This is a genomic window from Ruicaihuangia caeni (assembly GCF_029952955.1).
GTDB classification, from domain to species: domain Bacteria; phylum Actinomycetota; class Actinomycetes; order Actinomycetales; family Microbacteriaceae; genus Ruicaihuangia; species Ruicaihuangia caeni.
The window spans coordinates 1,095,098-1,109,244 of record NZ_JASATX010000001.1; the positions used below are offsets into that span (position 1 = coordinate 1,095,098).

13 protein-coding genes are annotated in these 14,147 nt (G+C 69.5%); 2 read left to right on the forward strand and 11 right to left on the reverse strand.

Translation table 11 applies throughout. From position 1 onward, the window contains the following. Window positions 1–69: 69 nt before the first annotated feature. On the reverse strand, window positions 70–1,161 hold the full coding sequence (gene xerD, locus QF206_RS05055) for a site-specific tyrosine recombinase XerD (RefSeq protein WP_281488074.1): 1,092 nt from the start codon (window positions 1,159–1,161) through the stop codon (window positions 70–72). After that, window positions 1,145–1,966, reverse strand: a complete 822-nt coding sequence (locus tag QF206_RS05060; protein ID WP_281488075.1) for an NUDIX domain-containing protein — start codon at window positions 1,964–1,966, stop codon at window positions 1,145–1,147. Before QF206_RS05060 ends, xerD begins: the two co-directional genes overlap by 17 nt. A gap of 325 nt (window positions 1,967–2,291) precedes the next feature. Here QF206_RS05060 and QF206_RS05065 point away from each other — a divergent pair, with 325 nt between their 5' ends. Both QF206_RS05065 and QF206_RS05070 read left to right on the forward strand, forming a co-directional pair. Then, a complete protein-coding gene (locus QF206_RS05065) occupies window positions 2,292–3,215 on the forward strand; it encodes a cyclase family protein (protein WP_281488076.1) in 924 nt (307 codons plus the stop codon). 9 nt (window positions 3,216–3,224) lie between these two features. Further along, on the forward strand, window positions 3,225–4,550 hold the full coding sequence (locus QF206_RS05070) for a hydantoinase/carbamoylase family amidase (RefSeq protein WP_281488077.1): 1,326 nt from the start codon (window positions 3,225–3,227) through the stop codon (window positions 4,548–4,550). 50 nt (window positions 4,551–4,600) lie between these two features. Here QF206_RS05070 and QF206_RS05075 read toward each other — a convergent pair whose 3' ends face one another. The 9 genes from QF206_RS05075 to QF206_RS05115 form a co-directional block, all read right to left on the reverse strand. Further along, a complete protein-coding gene (locus QF206_RS05075; protein ID WP_281488078.1) occupies window positions 4,601–6,364 on the reverse strand; it encodes a CTP synthase in 1,764 nt (587 codons plus the stop codon). Window positions 6,365–6,633: 269 nt separating this feature from the next. Continuing rightward, window positions 6,634–6,891 (reverse strand): hypothetical protein, encoded by a 258-nt coding sequence (locus tag QF206_RS05080; RefSeq protein WP_281488079.1) that lies wholly within the window; start codon window positions 6,889–6,891, stop codon window positions 6,634–6,636. 115 nt (window positions 6,892–7,006) lie between these two features. Next, window positions 7,007–8,731: a DNA repair protein RecN gene (gene recN, locus QF206_RS05085; RefSeq protein WP_281488080.1), complete on the reverse strand. Its 1,725-nt coding sequence runs from the start codon at window positions 8,729–8,731 to the stop codon at window positions 7,007–7,009. Further along, window positions 8,728–9,750 carry an NAD kinase gene (locus QF206_RS05090; protein ID WP_281488081.1) on the reverse strand — a complete coding sequence of 341 codons (1,023 nt, stop codon included), beginning with the start codon at window positions 9,748–9,750 and terminating at the stop codon, window positions 8,728–8,730. Before QF206_RS05090 ends, recN begins: the two co-directional genes overlap by 4 nt. Before the next feature lie 70 nt (window positions 9,751–9,820). Further along, window positions 9,821–10,699, reverse strand: coding sequence for a TlyA family RNA methyltransferase (locus QF206_RS05095; RefSeq protein WP_281488082.1), 879 nt, complete (start codon window positions 10,697–10,699; stop codon window positions 9,821–9,823). Then, complete coding sequence (locus QF206_RS05100) at window positions 10,696–10,917, reverse strand: hypothetical protein (protein WP_281488083.1); 222 nt, start codon at window positions 10,915–10,917, stop codon at window positions 10,696–10,698. The genes QF206_RS05095 and QF206_RS05100 overlap by 4 nt, the downstream gene beginning before the upstream one ends. A gap of 100 nt (window positions 10,918–11,017) precedes the next feature. Next, the gene (locus QF206_RS05105; RefSeq protein WP_281488146.1) at window positions 11,018–12,010 is read right to left on the reverse strand and encodes an HAD-IIA family hydrolase; all 993 of its coding nucleotides are present in this window, start codon (window positions 12,008–12,010) and stop codon (window positions 11,018–11,020) included. Between the two features lie 112 nt (window positions 12,011–12,122). After that, entirely contained in the window at window positions 12,123–12,866 is a 744-nt protein-coding gene (locus tag QF206_RS05110) for a tetratricopeptide repeat protein (protein ID WP_281488084.1), read from the reverse strand. A gap of 47 nt (window positions 12,867–12,913) precedes the next feature. Further along, window positions 12,914–13,891 (reverse strand): hypothetical protein, encoded by a 978-nt coding sequence (locus QF206_RS05115; RefSeq protein WP_281488085.1) that lies wholly within the window; start codon window positions 13,889–13,891, stop codon window positions 12,914–12,916. Window positions 13,892–14,147 lie beyond the last annotated feature (256 nt).

Genomic DNA, 14,147 nt, shown 5'->3' on the forward strand with positions numbered 1-14,147 from the left:
CCGACCGCTCGGAGCGCGCTTGCGGGCGCGCGAGCGCCGCGATCACGGGCGACACAACAGGCGCCTCGGTCAGCGGGCGCGGGGGTGCGCCGACGTGTACATGTCGCGCAAGGTGTCGGCGGTCACCATCGTGTAGATCTGCGTGGTGGCGACGTTTGAGTGTCCGAGCAGCTCCTGCACGACGCGCACATCGGCACCCCGCTCGAGCAGATGCGTGGCGAACGAGTGCCGCAGCGTGTGAGGCGACACGGCTGAGCGGATGCCGGCGACCTCCGCCGCCCGCTGGATGATCAACCACACGTTCTGCCGGCTCAACCGCTGCCCGCGCATGCCGAGGAACAGCGCCGGCGTTGACCGCCCACGCTCCGAGAGCGACGGACGCGCACGCACCAGATACGCCTCCAGCGCGTCGCGCGCGTAGCTGCCGAGCGGCACGATGCGCTGCTTGTCGCCCTTGCCGAGGAGCCGCACCACGTCGACCGTGCCGGTCGTACGGCGGCCGCCGTCGTCATCCTGGTTGCCCATGCCGCCGCCCGAACCCGCTGCCCCGCCGCCGAGCTCGATCACGTCGTCGACATTCAGCGCCACAGCCTCCGAGACCCGGGCGCCGGTGGCGTAGAGCAACTCGAGCAGCGCCCGGTCGCGAAGGTCGCGCACATCATCACCGCTGACCGCGGCGAGCAGCGCCTCGACCTCGCCCAAGCTGATGGCCTTGGGCAGGCGCGAGGGCAGCTTCGGCGGGCGCGTGTCAGCCGCGACATCCTCGTCGACCAGACCCTCATCGAGCAGAAAACGATGCAGGCCGCGCACCGACGAGAGCACTCGCGCCAGCGACGACGCGCTCAACGGAGCCTCAGATCGCGTGCGCAGCCACTGAGCGAACTCGGAGATATTGGATGCCGCGATCGCGCGCGGTTCGTTGATGCCCGCGCGAGCGAGGTGCGCTGCATAGCTGCCGAGGTCGCGCCGGTACGCGGCGACGGTGTTTGCCGAGAGGCCGCGCTCGATCGTGATGTGGCGCAGGTACCGATCGATCGCACGGCTCAGCGGCGTCGGTCGCGCCGGTTCGGGTTCGGGTGCAGCTTCAGGTGCGGGTCCAGGTGCAGGCTCAGGCCCAGCGGATGCTGCGCGCTCCTCGACCGCGTCAGACGCGCCCTGCATCGCCGCCGTAGCCCTCTACCCCTCGCTCGACACCATCGCGAGCGTCGCCACCGCTGAAACGACCGCTGCCCAATCCACGCGCCTGCGCAGCGAGCAGCGCGGTCTGCAGGATGCCGTTTCGCACCCGGCCCTCGAGCACCGCCTGCACGGCTTCGTCGAGCGGTACCCAACGCACCGTGAGATCGGCTTCTTCGTGCTCTCGATCGAATGATTCGCTGGTCTCGCTCAGCCCGGTCGCGAGGTAGACGGTGATTGCCTCATTGCTGCCGCCTGGGCTCGGCAGGCTCGAGATGAGCGGCTCCCATTGGGTGGCCTCGTGATCGACCTCTTCGGCCAGTTCGCGCTTGGCCGCCTCGAGCGGATCTTCGCCGTCGACGTCGAGCAGACCGGCGGGCAGTTCCCACAGGCGAGCGCGCGCCGCGTGCCGGTATTGCTGCACCAGCAGCACGCGGTCGTGCTCGTCGATCGCGAGCACCGCGACGGCCCCGGGATGCGCCATGTACTCGCGCACAAGCCCGCTGTCGCGGTACATGAAGCGGTCTCGGTCGATGTTCCAGACCATGCCCTCGAACGCGCGCTCATGCTCGACGACCTCGACCGGCCACGCCTCGTCGGCGATCAGCGGCTCTGCCGAGGCGTCGGCGACGAGCACTCCGTCGTCTGCCCGGGTGCCCTCTGGCTCCGTTCCCGGTGCTGCGGCCCCTTCCACAGCCTGCGACTCATCGAAGGATGCTGTGCCCTCTTCACCCGCAGGGGCTTCAACTCCCGTGGGCCCCTTGCCAGTCGAGTCCGCTCGATCAGCCATTCCCCGAGAGTAGCGCGAGTGGGGGCGCTCGGCGCGTGGGGAAACCGGCGCCTGCGGGAAGGGCATGGGTAGCCGGCATGCGCCGCTGGCGCCCGGGCAACCGGTACGCGTCGCTCACCCCCGGCATCCCGCGCCCGCATCCCGCATCCGCATCCAGGGCCGCGCAGCGGCATCCCTTGACCACCGGCCATCGCGGGTCGATCATGGACCCACCATCGGCCGGTCTCACGCCGTGGGCTCCGGTCATCATCCGTTCGCTACCCGCGCCGGAAGACCGCACGCAGCTGTGCATCGCCGCTCGGCGCGCCCGACAGGGAGGCACGTCATGGCCCACCAGTTCACCGTTGCACAGAGCCCGTGGGGTGTCGACGACGAGATCGGCGCCCTCAACCACATCACGCCCGAGTCGCGCGTCAACGTGCTGGCCCGCGTCGACGGATCGCGCGTGTTCGATCTCTCGTGCGAGTACTTCGTCGGGATGCCGACCTGGAGCGCGCTCGGCGACCCCGCGTATCAGATCTACAAGACGCACGACCCGGCCGGCGATGTGGTCACGAACCCGCTGGGCCTGGACGACGACGCCAACAAGCTCACGAGCTACACGGGCGACGCGATCGCGATGTACACCCACAGCGGCACGCACATCGACGCGCTCAACCACTTCGGCTGTCACGGCGAGATCTTCAACGGGTACCACGCGCACGAGCACTTCGGGAACCGCACCTGGAACAAGTGCGGCGTCGACACCATCCCGCCGATCATCGCGCGAGGCGTGATGCTCGACATCGCCGCGCTGAAGGGCGTCGAGCAGCTCGAGCCCTCGTACGGCATCGGCCCCGACGACCTGCAAGCCGCCGCAGAGCGCCAGGGCGTCACGGTGCAGACCGGCGACGTGGTGATCATCCGCACGGGGCGCTACCGCGAGTGGCCGGATGCCGCGGCGTTCCTCACCGACGAGCCGGGCCTCAACCTCGACGGCGCGAAGTGGCTCGTCGAGCAGGGGGCGATGATCGTCGGCGCCGACAATGTCGCGATCGAGCAGTTGCCCGCACAGAACGAGTCGACGTGGATTCCTGTGCACATGTACCTGTTCAACGAGGCCGGGGTGCCGATCATCGAGGTGCTCAACTGCGAGGAGCTCTCGGCGGCGGGCGTCTCGGAGTTCGCGTTCATCGGGCTGCCGCTCAAGCTGCGCGGCGCCTCGGCGTCGCCCATCCGCTGCATCGCGATGCCGCTTCGAGCGGAGTAGGAGCGCGCCGTGTCCGCCACGCCCACGCCTTCGTCTTCGTCTTCGTCTTCGTCTTCGTCTTCGGCTCCGGCTTCCGATGCCGGCTCGCTGCGCATCGACCCCGAACGTCTGCGCGCGTACCTCGACGCGTTCGCCTCCCCCGACGTGGGCGGAACACCCCAAGGCGGAGTGTCGCGCCCTGCCGCCTCCGATGCTGACAAGGCCGCGCGCGACCGGTTCACCGAGACGGCGCGCGAATTGGGGCTCGAGGTGCGATTCGACGACGTCGGCAACATGACGGCCCGCCGACGCGGGGCCGATGACGCTGCACTGCCGGTGCTGATCGGCTCGCACCTCGACACGGTCGTGCCCGGCGGCCGCTTTGACGGCATCCTCGGGGTGGCGATCGCGCTCGAGACGGTTGCGGCCATGAACGATGCCGACGCTCGCACGCAGCGTCCGGTCGTGGTCGTGAACTGGATGGGCGAGGAGGGGGCGCGCTTTCCGCCGGCGATGCTCGGCACGGGCGTGATCACGGGTCAGTGGGACGCCGCGTACGCGCACTCGCGAACGGATGCCGACGGCATCCGCCTCGACGACGCCCTCGAACGCATCGGCTATCTCGGCGAGCCCGAGCACCGCGTCGGCGACTTCTTCGCCTCACTCGAAGCGCATATCGAGCAGGGACCGCAACTCGAGCAGTCAGGCGCGCTGGTCGGCATCGTGCCTCGTGTCGAGCCGGTGCGCTGGAACATGGTGCGAGTGACCGGCACCGGTGGGCACGCAGGAGGTCCAGGCCCAGGCGGTCGGCACGAGGCCGTGGTCGCGGCCGCGCGCATGATCGTGGCGGCCCGTGACTCGGCCGTGGCTGACGGCGCGTTCAAGACGACGGTCGGCCGCATGCGCGTGGAACCGGGCTCGACCAATGTGATCGCGCACGAGGCCGAGTTCAGCCTCGATGTTCGCGCCCACGACGACGAGACCCTCGACCGCCGGCTCGACGAGCTGGAAGCACTCTTCCGCAGCATCGCAGGCGAAGAGGGTGTCGGCGTCGAGATCGACCGCTTCTGGTCGATGCGCAGCCCCGCATTCGACGAGCGCATTCAACGGATGCTGGAGCGCGCCGCCGACGCCCGCGGCATCCGCTGGCAGCACACCGTCGGCACGATCGGGCACGACAGCGTTCATCTCGCGGGTGCCGGCCCCACCGCCATGCTGTTCACGCAGACGCGCGATGGGCGCTCGCACTGCGAGGACGAATTCGCACCGTGGGAGTCGGTCGTCGCCACCGCGCAGGTCTTCGCCGACACCGCGCTGGCGTTGGCGAACTCCCGCGAGCTCGACAGCGCGAGCTGAGCGGCTGGCGGGTTCGCTTCCGAGCGAGGCCGGATGGGTGCGACGGCGGGCTAGGAAACCGCCGCGCCGGTCACGACGGAGCTTGCAGCATCCGCCCCTGTGCTCTCGCCTGCCGTTTCACCGGAATCGCCGGTCTCACCGTTCTCGGCGACCTCGAACAGGCGGCTGGCTTCCTGGCGCTCGATCGCGGCGTCGACGAGTCCGCGGAAGAGCGGGTGCGCGCGGTTGGGGCGCGAACGGAGCTCCGGGTGCGCCTGCGTGGCGATGTAGAAGGGGTGCACGTCGCGCGGCAGCTCGACGAACTCGACGAGCGAGCCGTCGGGCAGCGTGCCCGAGAACTGCAGGCCGGCCTCGGCGATGCGGTCGCGGTAGGCGTTGTTCACCTCGTAGCGGTGACGGTGCCGCTCCTCGACCGAGTCGGCGCCGTAGAGCTCGGCGGCGAGCGACCCGGGTGCAAGCGCGGCGGTGTAGAGGCCGAGGCGCATGGTGCCGCCCAGGTCGCCCTCGGCAATGATGTCGACCTGTTCGGCCATGGTCGCGATGACCGGGAACTCGGTGTCGGGGTCGAACTCGGTCGACGAGGCTCCAGGCAGCGACGCCATGTTGCGGGCGTACTCGATCACCATGCACTGCAGGCCGAGGCAGAGGCCGAGCGTCGGGATGCCGTTCTCACGCGCGAACTTCAGCGCCCCGAGCTTGCCTTCGATACCGCGGATGCCGAAGCCTCCCGGCACGCACATGCCGTCGATGTCGCCGAGTTCGCGCGCCGCGCCCTCCGGCGTCTCGCACGCGTCGGAGGGGATCCACTTGATCTTGACCTTCGCCTGGTGGGCGAAGCCGCCGGCGCGCAACGCCTCGGTGACCGAGAGGTAGGCGTCGGGCAGGTCGATGTACTTGCCGACGAGGCCGATGGTCACCTCGCGCTTGGGGTCGTGCACCGCGTCGAGCACGCGCTGCCAGCCCTCCCAGCGCAGCTCAGTCGCTTCGACGCCGAGCTGGTCGATGATGTAGTCGTCGAGACCCTGCTCGTGCAGCATCGTCGGGATGTCGTAGATGCTCGGCATGTCGATGGCGTTGACCACCGCAGCCTCTTCGACGTCGCACATGAGGGCGATCTTGCGCCGGTTGCTCTCGGTGACCGGGCGATCGCTGCGCAGCACGAGCGCGTCGGGCTGGATGCCGATCGAGCGGAGCGTGGCCACGGAGTGCTGCGTGGGCTTGGTCTTCTGCTCGCCTGACGCGCCCATGAACGGCACGAGCGAGACGTGCACGAAGAACACGTTCTTGCGACCGAGCTCGTGACGCACCTGGCGTGCCGACTCGAGGAACGGCTGCGACTCGATGTCGCCGACGGTGCCGCCGATCTCGGTGATGATGACGTCTGGCTGCGGCTCTTCGGAGGCCTGCAGGCGCATGCGGCGCTTGATCTCATCGGTGATGTGCGGAATCACCTGCACGGTGTCGCCGAGGTACTCGCCGCGCCGTTCGCGCGCAATTACCTGCGAGTAGATCTGGCCGGTGGTGACGTTCGCGGCCTGACTGAGGTTGATGTCGAGGAAGCGCTCGTAGTGGCCGATGTCGAGGTCGGTCTCGGCCCCGTCATCCGTCACGAACACTTCGCCGTGCTGGAACGGGTTCATGGTGCCCGGATCGACGTTGAGATACGGGTCGAGCTTCTGCATCACGACGCGGAGTCCGCGTGAGGTGAGCAGATTGCCGAGGCTTGCTGCGGTGAGCCCCTTGCCGAGTGAGGAGACGACCCCGCCCGTGACGAAAATGTGCTTGGTTACGGTCGCGCCCTGATTGTCCACCACGGGTTTACATCGTAACCGACGCTGACGTTCCTGCCGCTGGGAATCCGGCGCGGCGGATGCCGGATTCGCTCAGCCGCGTGACGGGCCGCCGTGGTGGCCGGCGGGAGCATGCTGTCCAGCGCACTCCTCTTTGCCGCGAGATCCCCCTTCCCGGCCAGACTTGCACGCGAGGGCCAGAGTTGCTCCTCTGGCCCGCGTCGGCAACTCTGGCCGGCGTCGGGAAGACAGCCGCCGGGGGCGAGTTGAGGCGAGGGGTCGGGCGTGGCGCTTCAGCGGGTGAAGACGCGGCCGTAGGCGTCGACCGTGACGACCATCGTCTCCTTGATGCGGTTCAGGGCGCGGTAGATCACGTAGATGAGCCAGAGACCGCCGGTGATGAACACCAGCACCGTGTTCCAGAACCAGCCGATCCGCTTGTTGCGCGAGAGCACCGCTTGCCCGATCGATGCCGACTCGACCGTCCAGCCCTGCCTCACGTATCGCGCGACCTCGGTGTTCAACGCCTGAGCACGTGATTCTTCAGACATAGCCATACCTGCACCGTACGCGCGCCGGTTGTGCGGGAACAGGTCGTCGGACGTGCGGCCGCCGATCCCGAAACGTGACCGATGCCTACGTGACCGAGGCCTACGTGACCAATGCCTACGTGACCGCAGCGGATGCCGCGTCGAGCAGTTCGCGAGCGTGCGCCAACGCGCTCTCCGAGTCGCTCAGGCCGCTGAGCAACCGCGCCATCTCCTCGAGCCGCGCGTCACCCTCGAGCTGCTGGATGCTCGAGGCGGTGACCTCACCGTGCTCCTTGACCACGCGAAGGTGGTTGTTCGCGAATGCCGCAACCTGCGCCAAGTGGGTGACGACGATCACCTGCGCGGTCTGCGCGAGCCTCGCAAGGCGCTTGCCGATCTCGATCGCGCTCGCTCCCCCGACGCCCGCGTCGACCTCATCGAAGACGAAGGTCGGCACCGGATCGCTCGAGGCGATCACCACCTCGATCGCGAGCATCACGCGCGAGAGCTCTCCGCCAGAGGCGCCCTTGCCGAGCGGACGAGGGTCGGCACCGCGGTGCGGCTGGAGGAGGATCGAGACTGCGTCGCGGCCGTGCGCCGCGAACTCCTCGCGCTCGTCAACCTCCACCACCAGACGGGCGTCGGGCATCGCGAGCGCAGCGAGCTCCTCGCTGACCCGGTCGGCGAGAGCCGCGCCGGCTTCGCGGCGGAGCGCGGTGACCTCGGAGCCGAGTGCGTCGAGCGCCTCGGCATCCGCCTGCACCTCTGCGGTCAGCGCCTCGATGCGGTCGTCGTCGCCGTCGAGCTCGAGCAGGCGGAGACCGGCACGGTCGAAGTACTCGAGCACCTCGTCGATCGATTCGCCATAGCGGCGGGTCAGGGAGGCGAGGGCGGCGCGGCGTTCCTGCACCGCATCGAGCTCGCCAGACGCTTCGAGGTCGAGGCCATCGAGGTAGCCGGCGAGCTGCGTGGCCGCCTCGGCGAGTTGGAACGAGACCCCGGCGAGCAGTTCGCCGATCGGCGCGAGCGCCGCATCGTGCGTCGCGACGCGCTCGACCGCGCGGCGGGCCTGCTCGACCATGCCGATCGCATCGACGCCGTCGTCGAGCCGTTCGGTCGCGATCGCCTCATGCGCGGCGGATGCCGCAGCCCGCAGCTCTTCAAGGTTCGTCAGCCGCTCGGCCTGCTCGGCGAGGGCCGCATCTTCACCCGTCCGAGGCGATACCGCCTCGATCTCATCGATGGCGGCGCGGAGCTCTTCGGCTTCGCGGCGCCGATGGTCGCGCTCGGTGACGAGTTCATCGAGTTCGCCGCGGCGTCGCTGCCAGCCGTCGTACCGCTCGCGATAGCGGCCGAGCGCATCGGCGAGCGCGGCACCCGCGAAGCGGTCGAGAGCGTCGCGCTGGGCCTGTTGGGACCGCAAGCGCAACTGGTCGGATTGCCCGTGCACCACGACGAGCTGCTCACCGAGCTCCGCGAGCAACCCCGCGGGCGCTGAGCGGCCGCCCACCCAAGCACGGCTGCGCCCCTCGGCCGACACCGAGCGCGACATGAGCAGCGCCTCGACGGCGGCTCCCGCCCCGTCGCTGCCGGCCGGGTCGGTGGAGCCGCCGGCATCCTTCGCTCGGTCGAGCACAGCGTGCTGCTCCGGAAGCAGCCAGTGTCCTTCGGCGACCGCCTGCGACGCTCCCGCCCGCACGACGCCGCTCTCGGCCCGCTGGCCGAGCAGCAGTCCGAGCGCGGTCACGACCATGGTCTTGCCTGCGCCGGTCTCGCCGGTGAGGGCGGTGAACCCCGGGCCGAGCGGCAGGGTGGCCTGCTCGATGACGCCGAGGTCGCGAATGGTGATCTCTTCGATCACGCGCCGCTCCCCCGCTCCGCACCCCGCTCTGCCGCTCGCTGCTCAGTCGCTCGTTGCTCAGTGGCTCGCTGCTCAGCGCTGGCGCCAGACCGCTCGCCTGGCGCGACGTGCTCGCGGGCCGGTCCTCGCCAACCGTGCACGGGAAGCTGGAACTTGCGCACGAGGCGGTCGGTGAACGGCGCCGGGTCGAGCCGGGCGAGCCGCACGGGCACCTCTGATCGGGTGGCAGTGACGCGGGCTCCGGATTCGAGGTCGCGGGCACGCCGGCCATCGCACCAGAGCACGCCGCCGTTCTCAGAGCGCGCGAGCACCTCGATCGCGAGCACCGATTCGGGGGCGACGACGAGCGGCCTCGCGAACAGTGCGTGCGCGCTCAGCGGCACGAGGAGCATGGCGTCGATATTCGGCCATACGACGGGGCCACCGCCTGAGAAGGCATAGGCCGTCGAGCCGGTCGGGGTCGACATGACCACACCGTCGCAGCCGAAGGTCGACAGGGGGCGAGCGTCGACCTCGATGGCGACCTCCAGCATCCGCTCTCGGCTTCGCTTCTCGACGGTCGCCTCGTTGAGCGCCCAGGTCTCATAGACGACCGCTCCGTCGGCTTCGACCTCGACCTTCAGGGTCATGCGCTCTTCGACCTCGTAGTCTCGAGCGAGTGCGCGTGAGACGGTCGCCGTGAGCTCGTTGCGCTCGCTCTCGGCGAGGAACCCGACGTGCCCCATGTTCACGCCGAGCAGGGGCGCCGCGCCTCCGCGTGTGAGCTCTGCGGCCCGCAGGATCGTGCCATCGCCGCCGAGCACGATGGTGAGCTCGAGGTCGTCGACCTCGACGTCGCGCCCGAGCACGCGCATGCGCTCGAGATCCGGCGCGACGGCGATCATCTCTGCGTGCTCGTCGCGGGAGAGCACTGGCACTGTGCCGGCCTCTGTGAGCTGTCGGCACACGGCGACAGCAGACTCAAGAGACTCTTCACGCCCGGTGTGCGCGACCACGAGGAAGTACCGCGTCGTGGTCACATGGGCCTCCTCGTGTCGAGCAATGCGGTCGAGCGCCGGCGATGCGCCTCTCCGCTCGGTGCAAGCTCGTTCAGAGCATCGCCTCGATCCGCTCATCCCATTCTGTCGGAAGCGCCCCGTGAACCCGGTTGAACCAGGCCAGATACTCGCGATTCCCCGACCCGCCCGCGATCGGGGAGGGCACGAGGCCCGCCGTGGCGAGCCCCGCGTCATGCGCCGCCCACAAGACCGTACTGATCGCTTCGCGTCTCAAACCTGCGTCGCGCACGATGCCCTCCCGCACGCCGCCGCGGCCCACCTCGAACTGCGGCTTGATCAGCAAGACGTAGTCGGCGTCCGGGCCGCAGGTCGCAACCAGCGCAGGAAGCACGAGCGTCAAAGAGATGAAGCTCAGGTCGCCGACGACGAGCGTGGGCAGTTCAAAAGGCTGGGATGCCGGCGAGCCCGAAGCGCGCGACGCCGAGTCCTGGACGACCTCCGCCAGGTTGTCGCGAGAGAGCTCCCGCGCGTTGAAGCCCTCGATCACCGTCACCCGAGAGTCGGCCCGGATCGGCCCTGCCAACTGCCCATGCCCGACGTCGAGGGCGATGACCTCGCGTGCGCCGCGCTCGAGCAGTACCTGCGTGAAGCCGCCGGTCGAAGCTCCCACGTCGAGCGCGACTCGTCCTGCGGGGTCGATGTCGAAGCCGTCGAGAGCGGCGAGAAGCTTATGGGCGGCGCGACTCACATAGTGGTCGGCGCCCTCGACCCGCAGCGACTGGCTCGGGGCGACCTTCGCAGACGCCTTGGTGACCGGCCGTTCGTCCACGAACACGAGGCCATCCGCGATGAGAGCGGCGGCGTGGCTGCGCGAGCGGGCGAGACCACGCTCGGCGAGTGCCGCGTCCAGCCGGCGGAGCTCCCCGGCGACAGCGGCCGAGCTCCCTGAGTCGGCCGAGGCGTCGATCATGCGCGAGGAAGGTCGCCGGCCTCGAGTGCCGACTTGAGCTCCTCGAAGAGCTGCGTGTACGCCTCAGCGCGCTGCTCGAGCGGCTGGTCCTCGATCAATGCGACGCGCGAGAGCAACTCCTCGGCGAGGGCCTCGTCGCGCGCCGTATCGGCCACGAATTCCTGCCCGGCATTCGAACCCACCGGTTCTTTCACCGCGGCATCGCTCCCCTGATCCATGCCCACAGCGTAATCCCCGCTCGCTGAGCCGCCACTGCGGAGCAAGCCGGTCGAAGCCACAGCGGCTCCAAGCACCCGTACCGCGGTTCGACCCAGAACGTCACCGCGACGGAGGCTCGATGCCGAGTCGGCGGAACACGGCATCCGGAACATCGATGCCGTAGATCGCAAGACCGGTCTCCCAGATCGCTCGGGATGCTGCCCGCAGCAGGTCGATGGGCTCTCCATCGTCGGCGAGCACTTCAACGCGGTTACGGCGCATGATCACCGACGCCGCGCCCACGGTCACCGCACCGTCACTGTCGATTAAGACCGGCGGATACGGTTCGTGAAGCGCTCTGAGGTCGTCGACGATATAGGTGGGGCGATCGCCCTTCCCAGCGGCGAGCAGCTGCTTCGCGCCATCGACGCCAGTCAGCACGAGCACCGAGTCGATGCCGACGCGGTTCGCGCCGCGGATGTCGGTGTCGAGGCGGTCACCGACGAACACGGCGTTGCGCGTGCCATAGCGATCGAGCGCGGTCTCATAGATCGCCGGCTCGGGCTTGCCCGCGGTCACCGGGAGCCGCCCGACCGCGAGGTGCACGGCGGAGACGAGCGACCCGTTCCCTGGAGCGATGCCGCGCTGCAACGGAATGGTCCAGTCGCTGTTCGTCGACACCCACGGGATGCCGGGGGCGCCGTCGACGCTCTGCAGCGCGAACGACGCTTCGGCGAGCTGTCGCCAGCCGACGTCCGGGTGGAACCCTTGGATCACCGCTGAGGGCCGATCGTCGGCCGAGCGGGTGACGGTGTAGCCAGCGGACTCGACCTGGGCAGTGAGGCCCTCACCACCGACCACCAGCACGGTGGCGGGCGGCGGCACGAGTTCAGCGAGCGCTCGCACAGCGGCCTGCGGTGAGGTCACCACGTCGTCGTCAGCCAATTCGAGCCCGAACTCGCGCAGTTGATTCGCGACCGTGCTCGGCGTGCGTGCAGCGTTGTTGGTGAGGTAGGCGACCCGGACAGTCGACGCGGCTCGCCGTATGCTCTCCACGGCATATGGAAGCGCGACGTCGCCGCGGTACACCACACCGTCGAGGTCGGCGAGCATCAACTCCGCACCGTCGAGCGGAGTCTTGGCGTCGGCCGCGCGCGCATTCGATGCCGGAAGCAGTCGGTCCTGCGGTCCTTGCGACCTCAGGGCGGCTTCGCGGGACGCAGGGTCAGTCGTGCGCCGGCTCTCCGTCGCCGTCACCGAGCTCGTCGTCGACGGGCTCGTCACCGACGATCTCTTCCCCGCCGAGTTCATCGAGGCTTGCCGAGACGTCGCCGCTCTCGCCACCGAGTCGCGCTGTTCCGGAGCCGGCGTCGCCGCCGTCCTCGTCGAACTCGACTTCTTCTTCCAGAATCTCAATGACCTCGTCGATCCCTTCGTCGCCTTCAGGATGCCGGGCGCTCTCCAGCGCCTCCTGCGCGCGCTCCGAGCGCGCGAACCACTCCGCGGCCTCGTCATTGCGCCCGAGCTCTTCGAGCACGACGGCATACGCGTCGAACAGCGCGGGGCTGTACGAGTAGGCCGTGTTCGGGTCGAGCTCGGGAATCTGCAGCTCGCCGAGCGCCTCATCGGGGCGGCCCTGGTCGAGTCGCGCGCCCGACATCGCGATCGCGAGTTCGACGCGAACAGGAACCGGCAGCTCATTTCTCGGCACCGAACGGCCGAGCTCGAGGGCACGATCCGGACGCTCGAGGCCGCGCTCGCTGTCGACCATCATCGGCAGGTGATCGTTTCGACCGGTGATACGCCGGTAAGTGCGCAGCTCACGCAGCGCGAGTGCGAAGTCGCCCACCGTGTACGCGGTGATAGCGAGCGTCTCGCGCGCTACTCCGATGCGCCCCGCCTTGTTCGCCGCTGCTTCGGCGTGGCGGTGCGCGAGCTCGGGATCGCTCTCGATGAGGCGCGCAACCATCACCAAGTGCCGCGCGACGAGGTCGGCGTTCTCAGCGGTCAGCGTCTTCAGCTGATTGCGCGCAATCCGGTCGAGTTCCTTGGCGGTGACATCGTCAGGGATCTTCGGTTCGTTGCGCCGAGCCCGCTCAGCCTGAGGAGGACGGATGCTGCGCTCTTCGCGCTCACGGAAATCGCCGTCGCGTCGCGGGCCCTGGCCGGCCCCGGGTCCACGGTCGTAACCGCGCCCGGCGCCGTCGCGGTGCGGCCGCTGCCCTCCGCCGCGGGCGCCGTCGCCATCGCCGCGATACGGCCGGTCGCCGCCGCTCGGCTTCCAGTCGCCCTCGCGCCACGGGCGGTCGTCGTCCCGGCGAGGCTTCCAGTCGCCACTGCGAGAGGATCTGTCGCCCTCGCGGCGCGGCTTCCAGTCGCCATCGCGGCGGGCGCCGCCAGTCTCTTGGCCTGGTCGCGAACGCCCATCTCGGCGAGCTCCGCCATCGTCGCGGCGCGGCCTGAACTCTCCGTCGCGACGCGGACGGTCAGCCTCCCGGCGAGGTTTCCAGTCACCGTCGCGTCGAGGACCGGAGTCACCCGAGCGGCGAGGCCGGTCGTCTTCGCGGCGAGGCTTCCACTCCCCCTCGCGACGTGGGCGTGACTCACCGTCACGCCGCGGACGCTCGTCATCGCGGCGCGGACGGAACTCGCCGCCCCGCCGTGGACCGTCGCCTTCGCGGCGCGGCTTCCACTCGCCCTCGCGACGAGGGCGGTCGTCAGCACGACGTGGACGGTCATCGTCTCCTCGAGGGCGGTATTCGCCTTCGCGCCGCGGGCGGTAGTCGCCGTCGCGGCGCGGACGCTCGTCGTCTCGTCGCTGTCTGTCGCTGTCGCCACGGGGCTTGAAGCCGCCGTCACGCCGCCCGGACCCCTCTCCGGATGCCGGGCGCCCTCGCCCAGCGGCGCCGTCGGCCGATCCGCGACGGCCGCCCTCGCCACGTGCAGCGCCGGGACGACCACGAGGTGGGCGACCTGCGTCGGACCGTCGCCCATTCGGCGTCTCGCCCGGTCGTTTCGGGCGCTCCTCGGCATCGCTCACCGCGTGACTCCTTGTTGAATTCGTTCAGGCCGGGCTTCGTCGAGCCGCTGACCACGGTACCCGGCGATCCTTTGAATCCGCGGGTTAAACCGCTCTTCGAATCTTCGGGTTAAACAGAGCTGGCCACCCCAACGGGGTGGCCAGTTCCGGAATGAGGTCCGGCGGTGTCCTACTCTCCCACAAGGTCGCCCTTGCAGTACCATCGGCGCA

Excerpts from the sequence above, each read along its gene's own strand:
- xerD (WP_281488074.1), bottom strand. The coding sequence starts at position 1,161 with ATGCAGGGCGCGTCTGACGCGGTCGAGGAGCGCGCAGCATCCGCTGGG.
- QF206_RS05060 (WP_281488075.1), bottom strand. The coding sequence starts at position 1,966 with ATGGCTGATCGAGCGGACTCGACTGGCAAGGGGCCCACGGGAGTTGAA.
- QF206_RS05065 (WP_281488076.1), top strand. The coding sequence starts at position 2,292 with ATGGCCCACCAGTTCACCGTTGCACAGAGCCCGTGGGGTGTCGACGAC.
- QF206_RS05080 (WP_281488079.1), bottom strand. The coding sequence starts at position 6,891 with ATGTCTGAAGAATCACGTGCTCAGGCGTTGAACACCGAGGTCGCGCGA.
- QF206_RS05095 (WP_281488082.1), bottom strand. The coding sequence starts at position 10,699 with ATGATCGACGCCTCGGCCGACTCAGGGAGCTCGGCCGCTGTCGCCGGG.
- QF206_RS05100 (WP_281488083.1), bottom strand. The coding sequence starts at position 10,917 with ATGGATCAGGGGAGCGATGCCGCGGTGAAAGAACCGGTGGGTTCGAAT.
- QF206_RS05105 (WP_281488146.1), bottom strand. The coding sequence starts at position 12,010 with ATGCTCGCCGACCTCGACGGTGTGGTGTACCGCGGCGACGTCGCGCTT.
- QF206_RS05110 (WP_281488084.1), bottom strand. The coding sequence starts at position 12,866 with ATGGTTGCGCGCCTCATCGAGAGCGATCCCGAGCTCGCGCACCGCCAC.
- QF206_RS05115 (WP_281488085.1), bottom strand. The coding sequence starts at position 13,891 with ATGGGCGACGGTCCGACGCAGGTCGCCCACCTCGTGGTCGTCCCGGCG.